Here is a 23,323-nt window from a genome sequence, read left to right on the forward strand (position 1 = left end):
AAAACTCCTATTCGACGATCAGAACCTTGTCGCCGTCGTTCATCTTGGACAGGCCTTCGACAATGATGGTTTCGTCTCCTTCGAGACCTTCAATAATCTGCACGTCGTCCTTGGTCTGTACACCCAGCTTCACGATCTTGCGGAGTGCCTTGCCTTCGGCATTGACGGTCCAGATGGCATTCAGGCCGTTACGGTAGACGATGGCTTCGGTGGGAACCACGATGCCTTCAACTTGGCGTGCATCGAGTTCGGCGGTCACGTACATGCCGGGCAGGAGCTTTTTACCCTTGTTGTCGAAGGTCACTTCGACGGGGAAGAAACGGGTGACTGGGTCCGCGGCAAGAGGAATGAGCGTGACTTTTCCCTTGAGTGTTTCTCCGGCGACGGTCACGGTTGCAGAAGCGCCCTTCTTGAAGTAGCCGATATCCTGGCTTGTGACGTTCAGCTTGAGGATGACCTTGTTCAGCTTGGCGATCGTTGCGAACTTTGCGCCGACTCCGGGAGTCTGGCCGACCTGGAACTTGAGCTCGGTCACCACACCTGCTTCGGGTGCGAGAATCAAGGTGGCGCGGCGGGCTGCTTCGAGGTTCATCTTGGCGACCTTGAGCTGCATTTCCTGGGCGTCCATATCTTGCTGGCTGATTCCGCCCTTCTGGTAGACTTCGCGCATGCGTTCCGTTGCCTTTTCAAGCACCGCGATTTGTTCCTGGGCCTGCTGGTACTGGGTGTTGTCGCCGGTGTAGAGGTATTCGGCGAGAACCTGGTCCTTTTGTACGGAGGAACCGACCTGGACGTTAATCTTTGCGATGGGGTCGCCCATCTTGCAAATGGCACTGTTCTGGTTCATCCCTTCGATGGTGCCGCTGTATTTGCGCACATCGGTAAGCTTTGCTTTAGCGGCCTTTACCACGCGGGCCGGCTTGCCTTTTTCCTTCTGGATTTCTTCGATGGTAGAGGCTTTCTTGGGTTCGTTGTTCTTGGCCTCGTCCTTTTGGTTACAGGCAACGAGGAGCATAGATGCTGTGGCGAGGGTCAGGAGGGTTTTGAGTGTCTTATTCATTCTTTCCTCTTCTTATTAATATTCACCGGTGGCCTGGAGAAGCGCGTTGTAGGCCTTGTTCCATTCGACGATAGCCGACATATAGTCGAGCTTTGCTGTGCGGAGGCTGTTCTCTGCAGTAAGAAGGTTCAGCTGCGTTTCGCGTCCAATTTTGTAGGCCGCATTCGTCAGGTCATAATTCTTTTGTGCAAGATCGATTTGGCGCTTTGCAATTTCGATTTGCGAGTTAGCGTCTTCGAGCGTGTTGGCGCAGGATTCAATCTGTACGCGGAATCCGCGTTCGGCGGTTTCCTTCTTGATTTGGGTGCTGCGCAGGTTCGACTTGGCCTGTACCACGGCTTCCTTGGTCTTCATGCCGTTAAACAGGTTCATCTTGAGGTTAAGGGCGATATACTTGTTGATGTTTTCGTCCCAGTCCGGAGTGTCCCACTGGTAGAAGTGGTTCTTGTTGTTGCTGTACTTAAGACCGCCAACGAGAACGATTGTGGGCTTGTATCCGCCCTCTTCGATAGAGATGTTCTTGACGAGCATTTCTTCGCTTGCTTCGAGCATCACCAGTTCCTTGCGGCGTTTTTTCACGTTCGCCATGGAGGTGTCGGGATAGGAGTAGCCCTGCAACGGGTCGCGAAGGTCTCCCTTGAATTGTACTTCGGATTCCCATTCCATGCCCATGGTGTTAAGAAGGGCGTTGCGGGCGAGGACTCTGCTTTTTTCCATGCTGTTAATCTTGGAATTCAGCTGGTCCATCGAAAGCTGCACACGAATTAGGTCAAGCTCGGTGGCAAGTCCGCTCTTGAGCGACTGTTCCACGAAGTTCAGGTTTTCCTGGAGCATGTTCTTGGATTCGTAGAGAATCGTGACTGCGGAATCCAGGTAGATGAGCTGGTCGAAAGCGTTTTCAACGTCGTAGCGGACGCTTGCCTTGGTGTTGTCCAGGTTTACTTCCTTCAAGTGCTTGTAAACCTTCGCAATTTCGATTCCGGTTCCCACCTTACCTTGGGCGTAAAGAATCTGGGTTGCGGTAAGTCCGACGCTGGACTGCCAGCGGTATCCCTGGGACTTCATGCCGTAAATGAGCCCGTCCATGGCTGGGGCAAGAGCGTTTGCCGCAAAAGGTTCATTATCACCTGCATCCATAGCGGATGCGGCCTTGCTTAAACTCTTGCTGTTTTCCACATCGTCCAACCCAAAAACGCGGGTGACGGTTGCGTCGAGGTCAATGGAGGGTAGGGCGCTTCCGTACCCGGCATCAACCTGCGAATTCGCCGAAACGAGTTCTTCTTCGGCGGTTTTGACGTCTGAGGACTTTTCGAGGGCGATTTTGACGGCTTCTTCGCGCGTATAAGTTGTTGCACCCGCCCATTGCGGGGTTGCGAGGCACAGCGCCATGGCCGATAATGCTGCTAAATGCCTGGGCATTCTTTCTCCTATAGTTTTTTTGCGCTCCAAATCTAAAAAAATATTGCACTACATAAAAGGGGAGAGGGGGGTGTTTAGGGGATGAAATGCACTAAAAAGGGTATGAATGGGAGAAAAAGATAATAAGAAACGCCCGCTTCGCGGGCGTAAAATCTGGTGGCGTTTTACCATCGAAGGACGGTTACATCAGGCCGGGGATTTTCATGCCGCCGGTAATGCCGCTGATGCTTTCTTGGGTGGCGTCGTCCTTCTTCTTGACGGCAGAGTTGATTGCTGCCATGAGCAGGTCTTCGAGGGCTTCCACATCGTCCTTGTCCACGGCGTCGGGATTGATCTTGATCATCGTGACGACCCCTTTACCGTTCATGGCGACCTTCACCATTCCGCCGCCGGCTTCGGCTTCGAAACTTTGTGCCTTGAGGTCGCTCTGGGCCTTCATCATCTTGCTCTGCATCTTTTGAAGGTCGCGCAACATTTTGCTCATGTCCATAATGAAATCCTCATGGTTGTTTATTAAAAGTGTTGATTCCGCGGTAAATATAACATATTATCGCAAATAGATTGCTTCGAATTTATTTCGCCAAGTCATCCTTGACGGTTTTGGCGGCGGCGCTTGCCTTTTCCGATGCCGTTTCTGCAGCCTTCTCGATAGCATCCTTGGCGGCCTCCTTGGCTGATTCCGCGGCCTTGTCGGTAGCCTCTTTAATGGCGTCCTTTGCGGCTTCGGTGGCTTTTTCGGTCGCTTCCTTGGCGACTTCGTTTGCCTTCTCGGCGGCCCTGTCCGTCAGGGACTTGGTAAATTCGCTTGCCTTGCGTTCGGCGACGCCGACGAGGTCAACCGGTTCCGTGGAGTATCCGAATAACTTGAGCGCGCACTTGTAGGTGGAGTAGGCCAGGGCGTTGTCACGCTTTTCGTGGAGAACACCGCCGAAGGGCAGGATGTGCAGGATTGTCAGGATGACAAAACAGATAAGGATTGCCTTGATGGCTCCAAAAACGCCTCCCAGGATACGGTCCGCCTTGCCCGCAGCGGTTCCTGAAATGGACTTGTTGATGACGTGGCTGATAAAGAGAAATCCCAAGAAGGGAACCAAGAATCCGATGCAGATGCAGACTAGCGTCGCGGAAAAATCGCTTGTTTCAAGGAATTCGGCTACCTTTTCCGAAAGGAGGCTGTTTGCAAAGTAGGCGCCTGCGATTGCTGCGGCCCAGGCGAGCAGACGGAAAATGCCTCGCAGGAGCCCGTGCCAAAGGCCGAGCAGCGTAAACAAGAGAATGATAACCAGACAGATGATGTCAATAGCGTTCATGTTGTTTTTACAGGTTGGTTAGTGAGCGGATCAAAAAGAAAATGAATGAAGCGACTACTGCCCCGGAGATGGCCCCTTCGATAAAGAGCCTTTTGCGGTGGGTGGGGTAGACTGGCGGGTTCATGTAGAGCGTCTCGTCGAGGTCGTCTGTTTTCTGCTTGATGGAATCCTTGATGGCGAAAATCCAGTTTGCCATATAGGGGACCATGTCGCGGGGGAGGTTCCGCATGACGATGGAGACTTGTTCTGCAGCGTCGAATGCGGTTAGCGGGCGCTTGCGCGGATCCTTGTTTAGCAACTTCACGATAAGCTTGACTAGGCGCGTGGGAATGTCCTTGGAAAAGGCTTTCTCGGTAACCTTGAGCTTTTGGATTCGTTGGATTGTATCGCTGAAGCTTGTTCCGCGGAACAGGTTTTGCCCTAATAGCATTTCGCAGGCGATGATGCCGACTGCAAACAGGTCCGAGGCTGGGCTCGCTTCTTCGCCAATGGTTTGCTCTGGGCTCATGTAGGTGACGGTACCGAGGATGGCGCCGGTCTGCGTCAGGCGTTCTCCGTCGTCGTCCTTGCTGAACTTGAGTGGCGATTCGGTGTGGGCGATGCCGAAGTCGAGCAGGTGGATTCGGCCGTCGTTGTCGACCATGATGTTCGCGGGTTTCAGGTCGCGGTGGACGATTCCCTTGCGATGGGCTTCTCCCAGGGCGCAGAGTATTTCGTGCAATATGGCGTAGACGACCCAAAGCGGTGGTTGCTTTACTTTGTCTAGAATTTGGCGGAGCGTGAGCCCGTGGATAAACTCCATGGAGAGCGAAAGTTTCCCGTCTTTTTCTTTCCACAGGGCGTATGGCTTGGTAATGGCGGGGTGGTTCAGGTGCGCAAGGATATTGCCTTCTTGCATGAATCGGCGAATGTTTGTGTCGCTGTCTTCGATATCCTGCTGCATTTGCTTGACGACCACCATTCGGTCGAGCGACTTGTCGTGGCAAAGCCATAGCTTGCCCATTGCGCCGGAACCAAGTTCCTGCGTCGGGGTATATCCACCAATCTTTGAAGGCTTTGTATTCTTCGTTTCGCTCATAAATCAAATGTTTTGGTTTGAGGTCGCTTCGCTTTGAGTTCGGGCTTTCGCCCTTTGAGTTATAATCGCGCCTTTGGCGCCTTTATTTAGCTCATAGCCCGAAGCAAGGCGTCCTCAGAACCTCATCGCTTAGACTCCTTTAAGTAAATCGTATGGTGTTTCGTCTTGGGGTCCAGATTCGGGTAGTCAAGAATATAGTGCAGCCCGCGGGATTCCTTGCGGTGGAGAGCGGCGGTCAGGATCATCTTGGAAACTTGGAGCGCGTTCAGGAATTCGATAAAGTAGAAGTTTTCGGTTTCCTTGTTCTTGATGGCTTCGTCGACGTCTTTCTGGAGTTCCTCGATGACTTTGAGGCCCTGGTTGAGGCCCGCCACGGTGCGTACGATGCCGCAGTGAGTCCACATCATGTCCTGCAAAATCTTCTTGCGCTTGCGCCAGTAGGCCGCTTTGGTGAAGGTCACCTTTTCCGTCTTGCTGGACTTGGATTCCGTGATTTTTTCTTTGAGAAGTCCGCTTTCGCTAATGTTGTCAACGGCACGGATGGCAAAGACGACGCTTTCCAGCAGGGAATTGGAGGCGAGGCGGTTTGCACCGTGGACGCCCGTCGCGGCGACTTCGCCGCAGGCGTACAGGCCCTTGATTTCGGTCCTGGACCAGGTATCGACCAGTACGCCTCCGCACATATAATGTGCGGCGGGCACCACGGGGATCCATTCCTTCGTGATGTCGATGCCTGCGTCGAGGCACTTCGCGTAGATGTTCGGGAAATGGCTCTTGATGTCTTTCGGCGTGCGGCCCGAAAGGTCGATGAACATGTTCGGCTTGCCGAGGCGCTGCATTTCGCTCTGGATGGCGCGAGCCACGATATCGCGGGGGGCGAGCGAGTGGAGCGGGTGCACCTGGTTCATGAATTCTTCGCCCTTGTAGTTCTTGAGGATTCCGCCGAATCCGCGCACGGCTTCCGAAATCAGGAAGGGCTTCTTGAGGCTAGGGGCATAAAGGCTTGTGGGGTGGAACTGCATAAATTCGATATCCTGCAGTGCGGCACCTGCGCGAGCCGCAATCGCCATGCCGTCGCCACAGCTGTCGGGCGGGCACACGGTGTACTGCCAGATACGGCCTGCACCGCCGGTAGAAAGGATGGAGGCCTTTGCGTAAAGGTTTTCGACAAGGCCCGTCTTCTGGTGGATAATCTTTGCACCGACGCAGCGCTTTGCCTTGCCTTCACCCTTGCAAATCAGGTCCTTGATGTAGCAGTTCTCGATGTAGTGGATGTTCTTGTGGTTGTGGAGCTCGGCGAGGAGGGCCCGCATGATTTCCTTGCCGGTGAGGTCCGCTGCGTGCAAGATGCGGTGGTGGCTATGGCCGCCTTCGAGATGCAGGTCGAACTGCGTCTTGTCGGTCGGATTGGGGGTGAACTGCACGCCCCACTTGACAAGCTGGCGGATGGTGTCGGGACCGCTCTTGGTCAGGATGTTCACGGGTTCCTTTTTGCAGAGACCTGCACCCGCTTCGAGTGTGTCATCGATGTGGAACTTGAACTTGTCGGTCTTTTCGGTAACGGTGGCGATACCGCCTTGTGCGTAGTTGGATGAGCCGTCCGGTTTTGCTCCCTTGGTAAGGATGACGACCGAGAGGCCTTTTTCTGCAGCATGGATCGCTGCGCTTAAACCGGAAATACCTGCACCCAGGACTAGAATATCGTACATGACCGAACTCCGTTGGAGAGTTTTAGATTTTGTTGCCTAATAGATAGAAAAAATGCGCTATTTCGGCATTATTTGAATGCAAAATAAAAGATTTTCTTTTTTTTTGCTACATTTTGCGCGACAAAATTTATATGGAGTCTACTTTATGTTAACGTGGATTAATGAAAAAGCCAAGTGGATCATCGTTATCTTTGCCGCGGGTATCGTGGTGGGCCTTTTGGCCATGGACCGCGTCCCGAACCAGGGACACAGCTACCCGGTCGGCGTGGTGAACGATAAGAAGATTACTTATGCCGAATTTGATTCCCGCATCAAGAATATCGTGCAGAACCAGTACCAGGGCCAGCACCTCGAAGACGAACAGTACAATCAGCTCCGTACTGAAGTGTTCCGTAGCTTTGTTCGTCAGATTCTCCTGAACGAACAGTTCGAAAAGGCCGAACTGAGTGCTTCGGTCGCGGAACTTGAATCCGAATTCAGCCGCAATCCGGATGCCGTTCGCGCCCGCCTGGTGCAGGAAGCCCAACGCCACCTGTATATGATCCAGCAGCAGGCAACGAGCCAGGAAGACCTGATGCAGCGTTCTCAGGCTTATATCGCCAGTCTGCCGAAGTTCCTCACGGACTCTACCTTCAATAAAGATGAGTATGACGCTTGGCTCAAGACTCCCGAAGCTTTCCGCTGGGGCGTGATGCTTCAGTTCGAAGAAGATTTGAAGGCCAATACCATCCCGATGCGCCAACTGCAGATGCTGGTCGGAGCTTCGGTTCACCCGACTTCTCTCGAAGCGAACTGGGCGGTCAATCGTCGCTTGAACGATTACGAACTGCAGGTGGCGGTCGCCTCCAATGCAGATTTCAAGGTCGAAGACAATTCCGTGGATAGCGTGATGGTTGCCGGTTATTTCAATGCCCATCGCGACAGCTTCTTTGTGAAGAAGGATATGGCTCAGTTCGAATTTGCCTACCTTCCGGTCGATGCCACTGCCGGTGATGATGCTCGCATCCGCGAATATGCCATGACGCTTTACTACCAGCTGACCGACTCCTCTTCGACCACCACGTTTGAAGATATGGCTCGTATTTCTTCTGAAGACCAGACCACTGCCGAAAAGGGTGGCCTCCTGAGCGAAGACTATGTGGGACATGGCGTCTATGTGAAGGAATTTGAAGATGTTGCCTTCAAGCTGGATTCCGGTGCCGTTTCTGAACCGGTCCGCACCCGTTTCGGTTACCACATTATCAAGAGCTACGGCAAGACCAAGGATTCTACCGGTGCTGAGCTCGTGAAGGTCGGTCACATTCTTCTGGTCGTTAATGCTTCTTCTGAAACGATTGACAGTCTCGAAGGTATTCTGAACAAGGTCAAGGCTTCTGTCGATGCTGGCAAGAGCTTTGCCGAAGCCGCCAAGGAACAGAACCTCGATACTCATACTTCGAACTGGATTTCCCGTGGTGACAATATCGAAGGTGTCGGCTATCTCAAGGGCCTTGCCGCTTATGCATGGCCGAATGAAAACCTTCCGGATGAAACCAGCAAGGTTTCTCCGATCATGAAGAACAGCAAGTGGGTGGTTGTTGCCGAAAAGGTGAAGGAACTCAAGGCCGGCGAACGTAGCCTCGACCTCTATTTCGACAACATCAAGAGCACGCTCCTTCGTAACAAGGCTGCTGCCGCTGCCGAAGAATACCTGAATTCTGTTGCCGAAAAGGTGAAGGCCTGGGTTCCGGCTGACAGCGCTGCCGATTCCGCCGCCGTTGCCGCGAACAAGATTGAAAAGGTGAACATCGAAAAGGCAAATGCCTCTGTCGACGGTTATGTCCCGGGCTTTGGTTATGGCAATGTCCATCTCGCCAAGACTCTGGAAAATGTCAAGGAAGGTGAATGGTCTTCCGCTATCGCCACCGATAACGGTGCCGTGATGGTGAAGGTCGTTTCCAAGAAGGCTCCGCAGGAAGATGCCGTTAAGGAAGCGGTGAAGACCGAAATTGCCAATACTTCGAGCTATGCGGCGATGAGCATCTTCAACGAATTTGTCGCAAATCTTGAAAATTCGACTGCTGTCGAAAGCAATCTCGACCTGTACTACAGGGACTAGTCGAGAGTAGACAAATATCTAATTGTTTGCTATATTTGGCGAACCCAAATGGGCAAACATAACGGTGCCATCGTCTAGTGGTCCAGGACACTGGCCTCTCACGCCGGTAACAAGGGTTCGAGTCCCTTTGGCACTATAAAAAAGGACGGATTCCGTGTGGAGTTCGTCTTTTTTTTGTTGTTGTTATGTTCACAAAAGAATATAAAAAAATATTAAAAAAAAGATTTTACAAAGGGAAAAAAAGATATATATTTGGGTGCGGATTGGGTTATCAATGAGAATATTCAATAGAAAGTTTTTCTTTAGATCCTTGCTGATTTTGGCAAGCCTGTTTTTTGCTGCTTTTATTCCGGAAATCTTTGCGACAAAGGGCCGTATCCTATGGGCTATTCCCTACATTTTGGCTGATTTTTTCCTGGTCATGGTGGCTGTCCTGTACCGTTTTCCGTCGGCGGACCGCAACAAGATGCGAGACGATGTGAAGGTGCCGCCTGCGACAACTTCGATCCCGACGCGAGATTTCCAGAAGGACCTGCAGGAACGAGATGAATTGTTCCAGATGATGGTTGATATTTCTTCGAATGGCTTTTGGACATTTGACGTTGTTACGGGCAAGGTTTACTGGTCGCAGCGGGCGTTGAACATGTTGCAGGTCGATATTGCCAATGCGGACGATTCATTTGATGTCTTGCGTCGGCAGATTGTCGAAAGCGACTGGGATCATTTTAGGGAACTGTTGAATTCGTCGCTTGAATCCGGAGATCGGCTCAATTGCGTTGTTACGCTGGTAAAGAGCGGATCAAAGAATGAGCAGCTGACTGTTTCGGGAAATGTGCAGAAAAATGCGGATGGTCGCCCTGTGCGTGTTATCGGCTCGGTCAACACGTACTCCGACAAGCAGGCGATTGACAAGCAGAATTTTTACTACGCTTATCAGGATGCCCTGACAGGGGTGTATAACCGCAAGTTCTTCCTAGAAAAGCTGAAGGTCGATGTCGATATGGCCTTGCAGCGCCCCGATTACCTGTTTGCCGTTGCCCTTTTGGATATTGACCGTTTCGGTGCAATCAATGCATCCTATTCGGTCAACGTGGGTGACAACGTACTGCGGGTCGTGGCAGACCGAATCAAGTCTCAGTGCCGTACGGGAGATACGATTGCGCGTATCGGTCCCGACGTTTTTGCTATTGTCCTGCACGATATTCAGTCGGGTGGCAGCGATAGCGATGTGAAGTCGATTGTGCGTCGCATCCATAATGCGGTCAAGTTGCCGATCCAGCTGGAAGGCCGTGAACTTTATATTGGCGTTTCGATGGCTGTTGCCCTGAACCGCGAAGTGGACTGCGTCGAGGATATCCTTGCGAATGCGACGGCTAGCCTTCGTGAAATGAAGAAAGGCGTCAACCATGGGGGCATCCAGTTCTCGTGTGGAGGCATTCGCGAAAAGGCGATGCGTCTTTACAAGCTTGAATTCGAAATCCGCAAGGCGATTCAGGCGCAGGAATTCGTGCTGTTCTACCAGCCGATTGTCGATATTACGGACGGGAACCGCATTGTTGCTTTCGAGGCGCTCGTTCGCTGGAACCAGGCGCAGAACGGTTTTATTTCGCCGGCCGATTTTATTCCCATTGCAGAAGAAACCGGACTCATTATTCCGTTGGGTGCGCAGTTGCTTGAAATGGCTTGCATCCAGATGAAGAAATGGGTGGATATGGGTTTTGATAATGTCCAGATGGCGGTCAACTTCTCGGCCAAGCAGTTTGCCCTGGACAATATGCTCGAAGACGTGAAGCAGGTCCTGTTGCGCACGAAGCTGAATCCGAAGAACCTGAAACTTGAGATTACCGAATATACCGCGGTGTGCGAAGCCGAAAAAACGGTGAAAATCATGCAGGCGCTTTCGGGAATGGGCATCCAGATTTCGATTGATGACTTCGGAACGGGTTATAGCAGTCTTTCTTACCTGAAACGCTTCCCGATTCATACTCTCAAGATGGACAAGTCCTTTATCGACCATGTGACAGACGACGAAGAAGACGCTTCGTTTGCCCGTATGGTGATCGGTATCGCGAAATCGTTGAATCTTGACCTGATTGCCGAAGGTGTCGAGTCTGAATCCCAGCTTGAATTCTTGAGGGCTGAAGGTTGCAAGCTGATTCAGGGATTCTACTTCAGTAAGCCTCTTTCTTCGGATAAGGCTCTTGAATATCTGCAGGCGCATTACCAGCCTGAAGAGCTTCAGACGGTATAGTTAGATGCCGTAGCAACGGCGAGTATTTTCGCGGCAGTCCCTGTAGAGTTGATCTATGGGGATTTGTTTTACTTGGGCGAGTGCCTGTGCGATGTAAGGGATGTAGCCCGAATGGCAGGGCTTTCCGCGGTAAGGAATGGGGGACATGTAAGGGGAATCCGTTTCCAGGAGCATCTGGTCCATAGGCACGAGTGCCGCTGCATCGCGCACGTTTTGCGCATTCTTGAAAGTCACGATTCCCGTAAATCCAATAAAGATGTTTGCGCCGCGGTACTTTAGGTCAAGTAATTGTGCGCAGAATTTAGGCGAGCCCGTAAAGCAGTGTACATGAATCTTGCTTCCGCGAAGGTCTGCATTGCGCAACACGGCAAGCGCATCGTCGTCTGCTTCGCGCAGGTGAAGCACTAGCGGCTTTTTTGAGGCGAGACCAAGTTCCAAGTGGCGCTCGAAAAGCTTGACCTGTTCGGCCTTGGTGTCGGAACCGTAATGGTAATCCAGCCCGAATTCTCCACATGCAACGCACTTGGGGTGCTTTAGAAATTCCTGCAGGCGGGCTTCGTCTTCGGCGGTTTCCGTCAAAACATATTCCGGATGAATCCCATAAGCGGTGTAGACGTTCGAGTATTTTTCAGAGAGCTCCTGGGCTCGCGTAAAGTCTGCCGGGTCGCAGGCCACGTGAATATAGGCTTCGGGGGCCTTCACGTTTTCGTCGGGATCGTGGGAAAGGCGTGCAAACAAGTCGCCGACGGTTTCGCCGGAGTGCTGCTCGTAAGAATCTAAGTGACAGTGAGTATCAATGAACATGGTAATTAGTTCGGAATTCGGAGTTCTGAGTTCAGAATTGAATTAATCGCGGCGTTGCCGCCTTACTTATTAATTCCGAAATCCGAATTCTGAAATCTGAATTAATAAGTGACTTCTACGATCTCGTAAGTAATCACACCCTTGGGGGCTTGCACTTGCACCTGGTCGCCTTGTTTTTTGCCCATCAGGGCTTCGCCGACGGGGGACTTCATGCTGATACGGCCTTGCAGCGGGTCGATTTCCTTTTCGCCTACGATGCTGTAGGTGCGTTCGCGCTTGGTCTTGATGTCCTTCATCTTGACTGTGGCGCCAAAGCGGACAGTGCCGTCGTCACTTGCCTGTGATTCCACTACCTGCGCGCCGTCCAGAATGCGGTCCAGTTCGCGGAGCCTGCGGTCGATTTCGCGCACGCGCATGCGGCCATAGGTATAGGCAGCGTTTTCACTGCGGTCACCCTCGGCTGCAGCCGCCTGCACCTGGTTGATCATTGCCGGGCGTTCCACGTATTTCAAGTGTTCCCATTCCGCCTTGAATTTTTCAAAGCCTTCTTTAGAAATCAAGTGTTTCATCGACCTAAATGTAGAAAATGTGATGACGACTAGCTACATATTTCTGCTGACTGTCTACTGTCTACTTCCTACTATTGCTATATTTGGCTCGCAATGATTCAATTTAAGCACAAGCGTATCGACCGCAACGAGTCGAAGTATAAGAGACTGAGCCGTATCTATTACAACCGCATGTTCCCCAAGCGCCAAGATGCGCTCAAGGTGGCATGGTCGGTTGCTGCCGGTGTGTTTATCGGCATTTGGCCCACTATCGGCATAGCGATTATCCTTACGGTGGCCTTTTGCGCCCTGTTCAGGCTCCCGAAAGTCCCCGGAATCGTTGCTTCCTTCGTGGCAAACCCGCTCACTCAGTTCGGTTTCTTCTATCCGTCGGGATACGCCATCGGTTGCTGGCTGTTGAAGCCTGAAAAAATCAATTTCGATTTTCTGGAAGAATTTGAAGGGCTTTCTTTCAAGAACTGCTTTTCCCTGATTTCGCACTTGTGGCACGATGCCGCAGGGCATTTGGCGGCATTTATGGTCGGAATTACGATTGTGGCTGCCATTGGCGGTGTAATCTTCTTTTTCCTGGCCTATTTTATTGTAAATTATCGCAAAAAGAAATGGATGGCTGGCAAGACCAGTTATATCCAGAGCTTGATTGCTGAAGACGAAGCTTTAATTAAAGAAGCACACAAAGGAAAACACCCTATGATGCATATCTATCCGTTCAAGGCGCTGCGCCCGGTGAATCCGGCCGAAGCCGAAACGATTTCCGCCCTCCCGTACGACGTGATGAACCGCGCCGAAGCAAAGGCCATGGCCGAAGGGCTCCCGCATTCCTACCTGCGCGTGACTCGTGCGGAGCTGGAACTTCCTGATTCCGTGGATGCATACGACCCGAAGGTCTATGCGCATGCTCGCGAAAACCTGGACAAGATGATTGCCGACGGTGTGATCGCTTACGACAAGAAGCCTTGCCTCTATGTTTACCGCCAGACCATGAACGGTCGCGAACAGTACGGCCTCGTCTGCTGCGTTCCCGCTGCGGATTACTTTAACGGCATTATCAAGAAGCACGAACTGACCCGCGCTGACAAGGAAGAAGACCGTTTGCGCCATGTGCTCGCCACCAATGCCAACACCGGTCCGGTGTTTCTGACTTACCGCGACCAGGGCCAGTTCGACGTGTTCGGTGCCGTGACCAAGCGTAAGCCCGTGTATGACTTCGTAAGCAAGGGCGACGGATTCGGCCATACGGTTTGGATTATCGACGATGATGCCGAAATTGAAGCCATCCGCAAGTCTTTCGAAGCCGTTCCGGTGAGCTACATTGCCGACGGTCACCACCGCAGTGCTGCTGGTGCTCGCGCCGCCAGCTACCGCGCCGAACAGAACCCGAACAACACCGGTGACGAAGAATACAACCGTTACCTCGCCATCCTCTTCCCGAGCACCCAGCTCAAGATCCTCGACTACAACCGTGTGCTCAAGGACCTGAACGGCCATACTCCGGAACAGCTCATGGACGAAATGAAGAAGGTGTTCGATATCGTTGCCCTCGACAAGATGCAGAGCCCTGCCAAGCAGAACCAGGTGAACTTCTACATGGGCGGCAAATGGTACGCTTGCACGTTCAAGGCTGAATACCTCAAGAACCTCGGCCCGGTGGACAGCCTCGACGTGGCTCTCCTCCAGAAGCTTATCCTCAAGCCGCTCTTCGATATCGACGACCCGCGTACTTCCAAGCGCATCGACTTCGTCGGTGGCATTCGCGGTCTCGGTGAACTCGTGAAGCGTGTCGACAGCGGTGAATGCGCCTGCGCCTTCGCTATGTATCCGACCACTCTCGATCAGCTCATGAACATCGCCGACGCCGGCGAAATCATGCCGCCGAAGAGCACCTGGTTTGAACCGAAGCTCCGCGACGGTCTCTTGGTTCACTCGCTGGACTAATTGCTTAACAGGTTTGAGCGATGAGGTCGGAGCTAAAGCTCCTTTGAGTCCTTTTCGCTTAGAACTTAAAAAATGAGCCATAAGGTTTTACGCCTTATGGTTCTTTTTGTATTTACTGTAAATACGCTAAAAGTGCCGAGACCTCATACCTCAAAGCACCGCAGGTGCGACCTCACTCCTCTTCTTCTTCCGTAGCGAGGAGCGACAGCGCAAAATTCATTGCTTTGTCGAGGAGTTTTTTCGCTGGGTCAATGACCTTGTCTTTGATGCGGTCGGGCCACTTGATATAGCGTCCGATGAAGTCGTTATGGGTAAAGTAGCCGAATTCACGGGAGTCGGGACAACTGGTTCCTTTTGAACAGGTCAGGTAATAGCAGTCTTCGTCGATAATAATTTCGTTGAGTGGTTCTTCGAGGTATTCCTCGGGCTTGGGTTCCGCCGCCGTTTCAGCCACGATCGCTGCAGTGTCCTTGACGGTAGAGTCCTTGATTGCTGCGGTTTCGGCCTCGTTTGTATCCAGAGTCTGCGGCGGTGGTGGATTTAGTTCAAGCTTGGCAGGCTTGAGGCGGAAGAGCTCGCGCTTGATTTTGATGGGGGCGTTGCCCGGTTCGCTTTGACGGATTTGCAACTCGATAAGGTAACGGTCCTGCCATGGGAGAAAATCAATTTCCTTAAGGCTGACCTGGCGGTTCGCGATCTTGGTGGAGCCGACACGGTCCAGGTTTATTTCGCGGTCACCTTGCCACAAGCTCGACTTGACGGCAACCTTTTGCCCGTGTGTATGCAGGTAAGAGAGAACATAATCTTGTTCGACGTCGTTTAGTTTGTCAAAATAGAGCGTGTCGCCGGCCTTGGGAATGTAAATGGTCTTACTTTGTATAAAGGAATCTTCGTTTTTCCATTTGAAGTTGCGATGCGGAGTCCGGACAATTCCTTTGTCTGTAATTTCAATGGAGTCTCCCGGCATGGCAAGAACGTTACGGACCATGGCGTCTCCGCTCTTAAGGGCGACCCAGACGATGTCCTGGTCCTGGATTCTGCTTAGGCATTGCGGAAGCTTGCACATCCAGTGGATGGAATGCTCCTTGAACTTGGGGGTCATCGATGAATCCATGATCTTTACGGGAGCGATCGCATAAAGTCGAGCCGCTAAGGCAAACCCCAGTATTATCATGAGGATAAGGAATAAAAAGAAGATATGGCTTTGGGAATTGCGCCGCTGTAAACGTCGAACTTTTCTCGAAAGCCTGGACATCTTGTTTTAGTCCCCGTTGCTGGTGGAGTTGTCGGAGAGCGAAAGCACGGCGAGGAACGCCTTCTGCGGCACTTCCACCGAGCCGATGCTCTTCATGCGCTTCTTACCTTCCTTCTGCTTTTCAAGGAGCTTGCGCTTACGGGTAATGTCGCCGCCGTAGCACTTGGCAAGCACGTCCTTGCGCACGGCCTTCACCGTAGAGCGGCTAATGATCTTGCCGCCGATGGCGCCCTGGATGGCCACGTCGAACTGCTGGCGCGGAATGAGGTCCTTAAGCTTCACGCAGATGGCGTTGGCATAAGTGTGGGCCTTGTCCTTGTGGATAATCACCGAGAAGGCGTCCACCGGGTCGCCGTTCAACAGGATGTCCAACTTCACGAGGTTGTTTCTGCGGTATTCGCTTGGCGCATAGTCGAGGCCGGCGTAACCGCGGCTAACAGACTTCAGTCGGTCGTAGAAATCGAACATGATTTCGGCGAGAGGCAGGTTGTACTTGAGAATCACCTTTTCTTCGTCGAGATATTCCATGGTCTCGAATTCGCCGCGCTTTTCTTCGCATAGCGTCATGAGTGCCCCCACGAATTCCTTGGGCGTGAAAATCTGCGCCTTCACGTAGGGCTCTTCGATGTGGTCGTAGCGGCTTGCGTCGGGGAGCTTGGAGGGGCTTTCGATTTTCACCATCGTGCCGTCGCTCATGTACACGTGGTATTCCACGTTCGGCACCGTTGTGATGATATCCACGTTGAATTCGCGATCCAGACGCTCCTGCACGATTTCCATGTGCAAGAGTCCGAGAAATCCGGTGCGGAATCCGAAGCCGAGCGCTTCGGAGGTTTCGGGTTCCCAACTCAATGCCGAGTCGTTCAGGCGGAGCTTTTCCAAGGCCTCGCGCAAGTCCTTGTAGTCTTCCGGGTTAATGGGGTAGATGCCGGAATAGATCATCGGCAAAATATCCTTGTAGCCCGGGAGCGGCTCGGTGGCGGGGTTCGCTGAATCGGTGAGTGTATCGCCGATTTTCACGTCGCTAATCGTCTTCACGTTTGCAAGTACGTAGCCCACCATGCCTTCCGAAAGTTCGGGTCGTGGGTCGCGGTGCATGCTGAAGGTTCCGACTTCGGTCACCATGTATTCGCCGCCGGTCTTCATCATGCGGATTTTCATTCCGGCCTTGAGCGTACCTTCTACGATGCGGATGTAATTGATCACACCGCGGTAAGAATCGTATACGGAGTCAAAGATGAGCGCCTTGAGCGGCTTTCCGCTATCGCCCTTGGGGGCTGGAATTTCGTCGACAATTTTGTCCAGCACCTGCTCCACGTTCAGGCCGGTCTTGGCGGAAATGCGCGGAATTTTTTCAGGGTCGTAACCGAGCAAGTCGCCTACGAGCTGTGCCACATGGTCGGGCTGAGCGCCCGGAAGGTCCACCTTGTTCAAGACAGGAATGATTTCCAAGTCGTTTTCAAGAGCGAGGTAAAGGTTCGAAAGTGTCTGGGCTTCGATACCCTGGCTTGCGTCCACCACGAGAATCGCGCCTTCGCAAGCGGCCAGGGAGCGGCTGACTTCGTAAGTAAAGTCCACGTGCCCCGGAGTGTCGATCATGTTCAGGATGTATTCCTTGCCGTCTTTTTCGTACACCATGCGGATGGCGTGAGCCTTGATGGTAATGCCGCGTTCGCGTTCAAGGTCCATGTCGTCCAGGAGCTGGTTTGTCATCTCGTTTTTCGAAACTGTCTTGGTCAGTTCGATCATGCGGTCGGCGAGTGTAGATTTGCCGTGGTCAATGTGGGCGATGATGCTGAAATTTCTGATATTGTCGTTTTGCGGCATAGGTGCGATAGATTTATCGGGTGAATACTGCTAATTTTCGGGGTAAATATAGAAAATGCGCAAATGGGCTTTGACAAAATTAGCTATATTACCGATATAAATTGTAGAAAAGCGCCATTACTTCATGGTTGTCAGGAATATGTTTTCAAAATTTTCAAGTCGTATGGTCCACCATTCCTGGTGTCGTCCGTTAGTTTTTTTTGCCGTTGTCTGCACCCTTGTATCGGGACTGTTCTGCCTGTCATTTGCAGAGGGCAAGGTCTTCAATAAAGATTACTCTGGAATCAAGGCTATTGAGGCTGTCATCGAAACTCACGAAGGTAAAATCGTAATTAATCTTGATTTCAAGTCCGCCCCGAATACGGTTGCCAATTTTGTGGAACTTGCGAACAAGGGATTTTATAATGGTCTCCTGTTCCACCGTGTGATTCCGGGTTTCATGATCCAGGGCGGCGATCCCGATGGTAATGGCACGGGCGGTCCCGGCTATTCGATCGACGATGAAATTTCCAAGCTGACGCACGAAACCGGAGTTATTTCGATGGCTAACCGAGGCCCGAATACGAACGGTTCGCAGTTCTTCATTACGCAGACGCCCCAGCACCATCTGGATGGTAAGCACACCGTGTTTGGCAAGGTGCTCGAAGGGCAGGATGTAGTTTGTCGCATCGAACAGAACGACCCCATTATTAACATCACTATCGTGGAAAAGAAGTAAGCTATGAGTTCTAAGAAAGTCGCATCTAAGGATTCCAAGTCCAAAAAGGCTCCCGCCAAGGCTGCTGCAAAGAGTGCCGCCAAGCCGGCTGCAAAGGCTGCCGCTAAGGCTCCTGCCAAGAAGCCTGCCGAAAAGCCGGCTAAGAAGGTCGCCCCTGCTGCAAAGAAGCCTGCTCCGGCTCCTGCGAAAAAGGCCCCCGCCAAGGCAAAGCCCGCTCCGAAGGCTGAATCTAAAAAGTCAGTGACTAAGGATGCTCCTAAGACTTCTACTGCAAAGAAGGCTCTCGCCGCGAAGTCCGTTGCCACGGAGAAGAAGGTCTCTAAATCCTCCGCGAAACCTGTTGCCGCAAAGACCGTCGAAAAGGTTGCCACAAAACCGAATGCTGCTGAAAAGGTGGAAAAGGCCACTCCTGCTGCCAAGAAGTCCGCGCCCGCCCCGGTAAAGGCTCCTGTCAAGGAAGAAAAAAAGGTCGCTCCGGTAGAAGCGCCCAAGGTTAAGGAAGAACCCGCTGCAGTCGCTTCCGCTGCTGCTGACGACAAGGGCGAAGTCAAGAAGAAGAATGCTCCGGACTACGCCTATGCCGTACTTCTGCAGGGAGTCAAGCGTCTTTCCAAGACGATCATGTTCGTAAAGGTCGATGAATCCGAAGACCGTTCCAACAAGAAGAAAATGTCCAGCGATGTCAAGAACCTGGACATGAAGCCGACTTCCCCGATCCGCCACAAGGCGTCCCTCGCCGAAGAAACCCAGGAAGAATTGACGGAACGTATCCTCAAGGAGCTTGAAGAACAGAATCGCTTGTTCGAACGTGAAGCGGCGACGCAGATGTGCACCCGTTGCAACCGCAATTTGGTGTCTCCTGAATTCTGGGTCGACAAGCACCTCGGCTTCTGCGAAGAATGCGCCGCAATCCTTAAGCTCGGCCAGTCCAAGGAAGCCCGTAAGGTGGAATACCAGCTGGGCGCTATGGATGGCGACTCCCTGGATGAAGAAGATGACGATATTATTGGACCGGACGCAGACGACCTGAAGGCCGCTGAAGAAGATCTGGCCGAAATGGACGATTAATATCTCCATTCATCGCAATTTCAAAAAACTCTCGCAAGGCTGCGGGAGTTTTTCATTTTTCTTGGACGCGCCAATGAAGAAGCGTCGGTACTTTTGATTCGCGCCAATGAAGAGGCGCCGCTAATTTTTAGATATGTCAATAAATTAGCGTCGATACGGATTGACTGTATAGACGCACTGGTCGAACGGCGCGACAGATGAATCTTGTCTTGGCGAGATTGCCTGTTAGTTCACCTTGCGCATGACGCCGATGAGCTTACCTGCGATAGTGAAGTCCTTGTCGTTCTTGACGATGATGGGACGGTAGCGCGGGTTTGCTGGGCGAAGTTCTACATGGTCTGCCAGGGGATGGTAGTACTTGACGGTGGCTTCGTTTTCAATTTGAGCAACGATGATTTCACCGCGTTCGGCAGTCTTTTGCTGACGAGCGAAGATGAGGTCTCCGTCAAAGATGCCGGCGTTGATCATCGAATCGCCCTTGACGCGGAGTGCGAATACATCCGAACGGCAGGCGAGGAAGTCGCGGTCAATCGTGACGGTGCCTTCGAGGTTCTGCACGGCAAGAATCGGCGTACCGGCGGCAACTCGGCCGACGATAGGAATTTCGATCGTGTTGCTCGGGGCTTCGGCGACATTTCCGCTTTTGTCGTTGTCGATCACTTCGATGCCGCGGCTGAGTCTGGGCGAACGGTTGATGTAGCCCTTCTTGATGAGGGCTGCAAGAATGGAACGCACGCCGTTTGTCGAAGAAATTTCAAAATGGTTGCCGATTTCGCGCACCGTGGGCGGCATACGGTTTTCCTTTGCATATTTCTTGATGTATTCAAGAATTTCTTCTTGACGGGAAGTCAATTCCTTGCGTTTGGAGTTTTCCAAACCGTCGAATTTTCCGTTGACCATATTTTACCTCGCTATTAACTTTCTATACACAAATATAATGCACAAAAGGGCATTTGTCAATATTTTCACTGCACAAAAGTGCTTTTTTTACAAAAAAATATGAAAAAGTTCCGGTGGCAGCTGCTCGCCACGCTGAATTACTATCTTTCGTTTCATGAATACCGCATTTTATGTCTTTATGAAGTTGTTGCCGAAGAACGCGGTAAGCCGTGTATTCGGAGCCTTTACCCGTCTTCGCGTGCCGGTGCTTTCGAAGGTGGCACGCAATAAGTTTGCCGCCTACTACAAGCTGAATATGGAAGAGTCGGAATATCCGCTCGAACATTACGCAAACATCGGTGAACTTTTTATCCGCAGGCTCAAGCCGGGAATACGCCCGATTGCAGACTCTGAAATCGTGTCGCCGGTGGACGGTGTACTTTCGCAGACGGCCACTTTCGACGAAAAGCAGGAATTGATCCAGGCCAAGGGCAAGACCTACACGCTCAAGGACTTGCTCCGTGACGAAGACATGGCCGCCCGCTTTGAAGGAGGCGCATTCGCGACGATTTATCTGGCTCCGTTCAACTACCATCGCATTCACAGTCCGGCTGCGGGCGAAGTTATTGGCGCGAGCTATTGTCCGGGAACTCTCTGGCCGGTGAATGTGGGTAGCGTGGAACGCGTAGAAGGCCTGTTTTGCATCAACGAACGACTCACGAGCCATATACGCCTGGACGACGGTTCTGAAATGCTGGTGGTCAAGGTCGGAGCTACGAACGTGGGCCGCATCGGAGTCGCCTACACGGACGAGCTCCTTGTGAATGCGGGCAAACTCCCCAGGGACTGCAAGCGTTACGACTGGAAACCCTCGCGAGAAATCCGCGTGGAAAAGGGCGGCGAACTCGGCCGTTTTGAAATGGGCAGCACCGTGATTCTCGTGGTTGACAAGAAGATTCGTGAAAGAAATCCGGGGCTTTTCCAGAGCCGTGTCGGGACTGCCGTGAAGGTGGGCGAGGCGCTCTAATACAGCATCGAGGCGCATTGCCTTTAGGTATTTCCAGGTGGTTTCTGTCAAGCGTTTTATTCACGATGAGCCGGCGTTGTTCAAGGCGACGGCTGAATTCGTGCGCCTGTTTGCGCGAATCGATGACCCGGTTCTTGCCGTCGCAACTTGTGAAAAAAATATCAATGCGCGTATTGCGTGGACGCTTTTCGGAACGGCGCTTTTTCAAGACGTTAGCTACCCTGAGTTTGTGACGCTTTTGCGGACTCTGAACGAAAAATTCCCTGGCGAAAAACTCTGGACATTGCCGGTGCCGAAGGCGCAGGACATTGAGGACTGTGTAGAAACCGCTTTCGGTTGTCGCTCCTGGTCCATGTTTGAGAACGTGTCGGGAATTTTCTGGAGTGTAGGGCTCTTTGTGCGCCGTCACCTGGATTTGCGAGGGTGGCTTAAGTCTCGCACGCCCGAAGAAATCTGGCGCGATCTGGGTGAAATCTATTTTATGGGCAAGGGGAATCCGCGCCCGAAAGTTTGTGCCGCGATTTATCGATTGCTTGCTCCAGCTCCGGTGGGGCTTGGGCTTGACTGTGCGCCCTCGCCCAAATGGCCTCCGTTGCCTTTGACGATGGGCGCTCGCCGCTATCTCTCGATTCTTGGGCCTGCGAGCGACGGCTTTGCCGACTTGGAGCCCTCGCAAAAGCAAACGCTGGCGACAGATTTGTATGTGGCGCTTGTTCAATATTTGATGGAACAGTCTGAGAATGCCGAAGTGAAAAAGTCGAAGGTCGACGCTTTGACCGCCTACGTGGCAGCCCATAGTCTGCAGTTCTACTTGGAAGACGGTACGGATGATTTTATCTGTCGACTTTCTACCGACCATTGCCGCAAATGTCCCCTGCGCAAATATTGCAACTACGCTATTTGATTCGGATTTCGGAATTCAGATTTTGGAGTTGTTTAGATTTGGTGACTGTTGAAATTTTGACTCTTTTTTTTCTACATTTCTCGTATGCTTTTCTCTTATAAATCCTTGGGGCTTGTGCTTGCGGCGAGTATTGCGGCGCTTGTGACGGGCTGCCAGGAGAAAGATGAAATCCCGGTCGACTATTCCGCGATTGCGTACAAATTTTTTAAGCCTGTTTCCTTTGCTCAAGATTCTTCGAAAAATTCAGAAATATCTTCGCTGGAATGTCGCTTTGATTACCGTTATGCGGTTATGCTTGGCGATACTTTGGACGTGACGGTGCTTGAGTTCGAAAGCGATGTGTATGCGCTCGACTATTACATGAACAGCGGACATTTTCAGGGCAGCGTTCCGATTCTGAGGGGTAACTTCCTGGAGCAGAGTTTCCGTGCCGACAAACATATCTTTATTTTCAGACACGACAGCTACCGCCGCTATGAACGTGCAGACCTTGAGAATTACGTCCGCAAGTTCCCTGGCTACCATGGCGGTTTTCCGCAGGCATTCTTGAGCTTGCCGTTTGAATTCCGTGAACAGGGGCGTTCTTCGATTCAGACGAAGTTTTTCCTCGGCGTCAAGTCGAGCTTTCCGGTGCTGGAGCAAAGCTATCGTGACGGTAATTTGCGCTGGAACGTGGCTCGCAGCTGGGACCAGGTCGAATCGGATGCGTTCAGCGCCTGGGCTTCCGGCTTGAAGCACGTGGAACCGGTCGGCATTTTCCCTGCGAATGACTGCATTTACTTTGAGGCGGGCGAGGGCTCAAACGGAATTGCAAGCCGCCTGTCCGGCGGGCGAGTGGCTGTTGTCTGGGGCTATATGTCTTGGCCGGACTTGGAACGCACGTTCTTTACCGCCAGTGACCGCATTTATGAGGCACGATATTAGCGGTTATGGGCTCGGCGCGATTTTTCAATTCTGAAATCCGAAATCTGAATTCTGAATTTGTTATATTAGTGCCATGGCTATTGAAAAACTTGCAGAAACTCTTTTGGAAAAGCTCCGTTTCATCACCAAGGCTGAAACGGTTATCGGTAACCCCATTCAGGCCGGCGAATCGACTGTTGTGCCCGTGAGCCGCGTGTCGGTGGGCTTCGGTTTTGGCGGTCACCAGTCCAAGGGCGATACTTCTGCCTCTGGCGGTGGCGCCTCGGTGGAACCGGTCGCCTTCCTCGTCATCAAGGGTGACGACGTGCGCGTGATGCCTATTAGCAAGGACAGTTCGCTTGTTTCTAAAGTCATGGACATCGTGCCCGATGTCGTGAACAAGTTTAAGAAGACTGACTCTGAATAGTGCTTTGCCGTGACCGTGACTTTATGTTGCGGTCGACCTCTGTTATAAAAAATGATCTGTTTGAGTTGATTGTACCTATAAG

20 protein-coding genes, 1 tRNA gene and 1 pseudogene are annotated in these 23,323 nt (G+C 52.1%); 11 read left to right on the top strand and 11 right to left on the bottom strand.

The window, feature by feature from the left end; genetic code table 11:
• Positions 1–7: 7 nt before the first annotated feature.
• The 6 genes from BUA93_RS06105 to nadB all read right to left on the bottom strand — a co-directional run bounded on the left by BUA93_RS06105 (position 8) and on the right by nadB (position 6,576).
• Positions 8–1,060 carry an efflux RND transporter periplasmic adaptor subunit gene (locus tag BUA93_RS06105; RefSeq protein WP_072978283.1) on the bottom strand — a complete coding sequence of 351 codons (1,053 nt, stop codon included), beginning with the start codon at positions 1,058–1,060 and terminating at the stop codon, positions 8–10.
• Between the two features lie 15 nt (positions 1,061–1,075).
• A complete protein-coding gene (locus tag BUA93_RS06110; RefSeq protein ID WP_072978284.1) occupies positions 1,076–2,479 on the bottom strand; it encodes a TolC family protein in 1,404 nt (467 codons plus the stop codon).
• 181 nt (positions 2,480–2,660) lie between these two features.
• A complete protein-coding gene (locus tag BUA93_RS06115) occupies positions 2,661–2,969 on the bottom strand; it encodes a YbaB/EbfC family nucleoid-associated protein (RefSeq protein WP_072978285.1) in 309 nt (102 codons plus the stop codon).
• 82 nt (positions 2,970–3,051) lie between these two features.
• Positions 3,052–3,789, bottom strand: a complete 738-nt coding sequence (locus tag BUA93_RS06120; RefSeq protein ID WP_072978286.1) for a CvpA family protein — start codon at positions 3,787–3,789, stop codon at positions 3,052–3,054.
• 7 nt (positions 3,790–3,796) lie between these two features.
• Positions 3,797–4,867, bottom strand: a complete 1,071-nt coding sequence (locus tag BUA93_RS06125) for a serine/threonine protein kinase (RefSeq protein ID WP_072978287.1) — start codon at positions 4,865–4,867, stop codon at positions 3,797–3,799.
• A 122-nt stretch (positions 4,868–4,989) separates the two neighbouring features.
• Positions 4,990–6,576 (bottom strand): L-aspartate oxidase, encoded by a 1,587-nt coding sequence (nadB, locus tag BUA93_RS06130; RefSeq protein WP_072978288.1) that lies wholly within the window; start codon positions 6,574–6,576, stop codon positions 4,990–4,992.
• Between the two features lie 145 nt (positions 6,577–6,721).
• Between nadB and BUA93_RS06135 the strand changes: the two genes are divergently transcribed.
• From BUA93_RS06135 to BUA93_RS06145, 3 genes are all read left to right on the top strand, one after another.
• Entirely contained in the window at positions 6,722–8,674 is a 1,953-nt protein-coding gene (locus BUA93_RS06135) for a peptidylprolyl isomerase (protein ID WP_072978289.1), read from the top strand.
• A gap of 63 nt (positions 8,675–8,737) precedes the next feature.
• A tRNA-Glu gene (locus tag BUA93_RS06140) sits at positions 8,738–8,810 on the top strand.
• A gap of 264 nt (positions 8,811–9,074) precedes the next feature.
• Positions 9,075–10,925, top strand: coding sequence for a putative bifunctional diguanylate cyclase/phosphodiesterase (locus BUA93_RS06145; RefSeq protein WP_254793884.1), 1,851 nt, complete (start codon positions 9,075–9,077; stop codon positions 10,923–10,925).
• Here the strand turns inward: BUA93_RS06145 and BUA93_RS06150 are convergent, their stop codons facing one another.
• Entirely contained in the window at positions 10,926–11,729 is an 804-nt protein-coding gene (locus tag BUA93_RS06150) for a TatD family hydrolase (RefSeq protein ID WP_072978291.1), read from the bottom strand.
• Between the two features lie 101 nt (positions 11,730–11,830).
• Entirely contained in the window at positions 11,831–12,298 is a 468-nt protein-coding gene (gene greA / locus BUA93_RS06155) for a transcription elongation factor GreA (protein WP_072978292.1), read from the bottom strand.
• 93 nt (positions 12,299–12,391) lie between these two features.
• On the opposite strand from greA, the pseudogene BUA93_RS16750 reads away from it, so the two are divergent.
• Together BUA93_RS16750 and BUA93_RS06160 are read left to right on the top strand one after the other, a co-directional pair.
• Positions 12,392–12,889, top strand: a pseudogene (locus BUA93_RS16750) (DUF2062 domain-containing protein); the annotation flags it as partial.
• 99 nt (positions 12,890–12,988) lie between these two features.
• Complete coding sequence (locus BUA93_RS06160) at positions 12,989–14,233, top strand: DUF1015 domain-containing protein (RefSeq protein ID WP_371359299.1); 1,245 nt, start codon at positions 12,989–12,991, stop codon at positions 14,231–14,233.
• 172 nt (positions 14,234–14,405) lie between these two features.
• On the opposite strand, the gene BUA93_RS06165 is transcribed toward BUA93_RS06160, so the two are convergent.
• Together BUA93_RS06165 and lepA are read right to left on the bottom strand one after the other, a co-directional pair.
• Complete coding sequence (locus tag BUA93_RS06165) at positions 14,406–15,488, bottom strand: S26 family signal peptidase (RefSeq protein WP_371359296.1); 1,083 nt, start codon at positions 15,486–15,488, stop codon at positions 14,406–14,408.
• Positions 15,489–15,494: 6 nt separating this feature from the next.
• Positions 15,495–17,315, bottom strand: coding sequence for a translation elongation factor 4 (gene lepA / locus BUA93_RS06170; RefSeq protein ID WP_072978295.1), 1,821 nt, complete (start codon positions 17,313–17,315; stop codon positions 15,495–15,497).
• Positions 17,316–17,598: 283 nt separating this feature from the next.
• Between lepA and BUA93_RS06175 the strand changes: the two genes are divergently transcribed.
• Together BUA93_RS06175 and BUA93_RS06180 are read left to right on the top strand one after the other, a co-directional pair.
• Positions 17,599–18,033: a peptidylprolyl isomerase gene (locus BUA93_RS06175; RefSeq protein WP_371359300.1), complete on the top strand. Its 435-nt coding sequence runs from the start codon at positions 17,599–17,601 to the stop codon at positions 18,031–18,033.
• A 3-nt stretch (positions 18,034–18,036) separates the two neighbouring features.
• A complete protein-coding gene (locus tag BUA93_RS06180; protein ID WP_072978296.1) occupies positions 18,037–19,101 on the top strand; it encodes a hypothetical protein in 1,065 nt (354 codons plus the stop codon).
• Positions 19,102–19,326: 225 nt separating this feature from the next.
• Here the strand turns inward: BUA93_RS06180 and lexA are convergent, their stop codons facing one another.
• Entirely contained in the window at positions 19,327–20,001 is a 675-nt protein-coding gene (gene lexA / locus BUA93_RS06185; protein ID WP_072978297.1) for a transcriptional repressor LexA, read from the bottom strand.
• 154 nt (positions 20,002–20,155) lie between these two features.
• Between lexA and asd the strand changes: the two genes are divergently transcribed.
• The 4 genes from asd (at position 20,156) to BUA93_RS06205 (ending at position 23,241) form a co-directional block, all read left to right on the top strand.
• Complete coding sequence (asd, locus tag BUA93_RS06190) at positions 20,156–21,007, top strand: archaetidylserine decarboxylase (RefSeq protein WP_072978298.1); 852 nt, start codon at positions 20,156–20,158, stop codon at positions 21,005–21,007.
• 37 nt (positions 21,008–21,044) lie between these two features.
• Complete coding sequence (locus BUA93_RS06195; RefSeq protein ID WP_072978299.1) at positions 21,045–21,911, top strand: hypothetical protein; 867 nt, start codon at positions 21,045–21,047, stop codon at positions 21,909–21,911.
• Between the two features lie 84 nt (positions 21,912–21,995).
• Complete coding sequence (locus BUA93_RS06200; RefSeq protein ID WP_072978300.1) at positions 21,996–22,835, top strand: hypothetical protein; 840 nt, start codon at positions 21,996–21,998, stop codon at positions 22,833–22,835.
• Between the two features lie 73 nt (positions 22,836–22,908).
• The gene (locus BUA93_RS06205; protein ID WP_072978301.1) at positions 22,909–23,241 is read left to right on the top strand and encodes a GerW family sporulation protein; all 333 of its coding nucleotides are present in this window, start codon (positions 22,909–22,911) and stop codon (positions 23,239–23,241) included.
• The last annotated feature ends 82 nt before the right edge of the window (positions 23,242–23,323 follow it).

It is taken from the genome of Fibrobacter sp. UWH4 (assembly GCF_900142475.1).
Taxonomy (GTDB): Bacteria; Fibrobacterota; Fibrobacteria; order Fibrobacterales; family Fibrobacteraceae; genus Fibrobacter.

Excerpts from the sequence above, each read along its gene's own strand:
- BUA93_RS06105 (WP_072978283.1), bottom strand. The coding sequence starts at position 1,060 with ATGAATAAGACACTCAAAACCCTCCTGACCCTCGCCACAGCATCTATG.
- BUA93_RS06110 (WP_072978284.1), bottom strand. The coding sequence starts at position 2,479 with ATGCCCAGGCATTTAGCAGCATTATCGGCCATGGCGCTGTGCCTCGCA.
- BUA93_RS06115 (WP_072978285.1), bottom strand. The coding sequence starts at position 2,969 with ATGGACATGAGCAAAATGTTGCGCGACCTTCAAAAGATGCAGAGCAAG.
- BUA93_RS06120 (WP_072978286.1), bottom strand. The coding sequence starts at position 3,789 with ATGAACGCTATTGACATCATCTGTCTGGTTATCATTCTCTTGTTTACG.
- BUA93_RS06125 (WP_072978287.1), bottom strand. The coding sequence starts at position 4,867 with ATGAGCGAAACGAAGAATACAAAGCCTTCAAAGATTGGTGGATATACC.
- nadB (WP_072978288.1), bottom strand. The coding sequence starts at position 6,576 with ATGTACGATATTCTAGTCCTGGGTGCAGGTATTTCCGGTTTAAGCGCA.
- BUA93_RS06135 (WP_072978289.1), top strand. The coding sequence starts at position 6,722 with ATGTTAACGTGGATTAATGAAAAAGCCAAGTGGATCATCGTTATCTTT.
- BUA93_RS06150 (WP_072978291.1), bottom strand. The coding sequence starts at position 11,729 with ATGTTCATTGATACTCACTGTCACTTAGATTCTTACGAGCAGCACTCC.
- greA (WP_072978292.1), bottom strand. The coding sequence starts at position 12,298 with ATGAAACACTTGATTTCTAAAGAAGGCTTTGAAAAATTCAAGGCGGAA.
- BUA93_RS06160 (WP_371359299.1), top strand. The coding sequence starts at position 12,989 with ATGATGCATATCTATCCGTTCAAGGCGCTGCGCCCGGTGAATCCGGCC.
- BUA93_RS06165 (WP_371359296.1), bottom strand. The coding sequence starts at position 15,488 with ATGTCCAGGCTTTCGAGAAAAGTTCGACGTTTACAGCGGCGCAATTCC.
- lepA (WP_072978295.1), bottom strand. The coding sequence starts at position 17,315 with ATGCCGCAAAACGACAATATCAGAAATTTCAGCATCATCGCCCACATT.
- BUA93_RS06180 (WP_072978296.1), top strand. The coding sequence starts at position 18,037 with ATGAGTTCTAAGAAAGTCGCATCTAAGGATTCCAAGTCCAAAAAGGCT.
- lexA (WP_072978297.1), bottom strand. The coding sequence starts at position 20,001 with ATGGTCAACGGAAAATTCGACGGTTTGGAAAACTCCAAACGCAAGGAA.
- asd (WP_072978298.1), top strand. The coding sequence starts at position 20,156 with ATGAATACCGCATTTTATGTCTTTATGAAGTTGTTGCCGAAGAACGCG.
- BUA93_RS06200 (WP_072978300.1), top strand. The coding sequence starts at position 21,996 with ATGCTTTTCTCTTATAAATCCTTGGGGCTTGTGCTTGCGGCGAGTATT.
- BUA93_RS06205 (WP_072978301.1), top strand. The coding sequence starts at position 22,909 with ATGGCTATTGAAAAACTTGCAGAAACTCTTTTGGAAAAGCTCCGTTTC.